This window comes from Oleiphilus sp. HI0067, assembly GCF_001635735.1.
The window spans coordinates 1-690 of the sequence record NZ_LWFI01001297.1 but is presented as its reverse complement, the minus strand read 5'-3'; the positions used below and the strand labels follow the sequence as shown (position 1 = coordinate 690).

Genomic DNA, 690 nt, shown 5'->3' with positions numbered 1-690 from the left:
CGAGCTCAGGATTAGGACGTGCGTTCAACGGTGCGCTGAATGCCGAACAAGGTCAATTAGTATTCGAGGACTTTAGCGCTTATACCCCCTTATTCGAAGCGCAAGCCGCGTTCATTGCCACGCCTATCGTTAAGTTCAAACGCGTACGTGGCGTTATCGCTGTTCAATTCCCTATCGACAAAATCGACCAAATCATGACAAATGGTCATGCATGGAAAGAAGTAGGGTTTGGTGAAACCGGCGAAGCCTATCTAGTAGGTTCTGACTCAAAGCTACGCAATACAATGCGTCTCAACGACGAAAACCCTGAGCGCTACTTCGAGCGCCTCCAAGCAAGCAGCATAGATAGCGACACGATTGATCAGATTAAATCTCTCGGTTCCGGAATCGGCTTACACACTATTGACACTACTGCGACACAGAATGCTCTTTCGGGCAAATCGGGCTTTGCTAGCATCACTCAACAAGATGGTCGAGAAGTGTTGTCTGCCTATGCTCCAATCAATGTTGAGGGTTTCAATTGGGCCATCATTAGCGAAATTGATAAAAACGAAGCCTTCTCAGCAGCATCTGCGCTTGCACAGGACTTAAGCGTAAGCCTTTTGTTACTTACCATCATTGTCGCAGCGCTTGCCGCCATACTTATTTGGTTTAGCGCTAATTTATTATTCAAGCCATTAGAAAATATGG

The 690-nt window shown here is 46.5% G+C and carries 1 pseudogene; it reads left to right on the top strand.

What is annotated here, in order from left to right:
- Positions 1–690, top strand: a pseudogene (locus A3739_RS30140) (hypothetical protein); the annotation flags it as partial.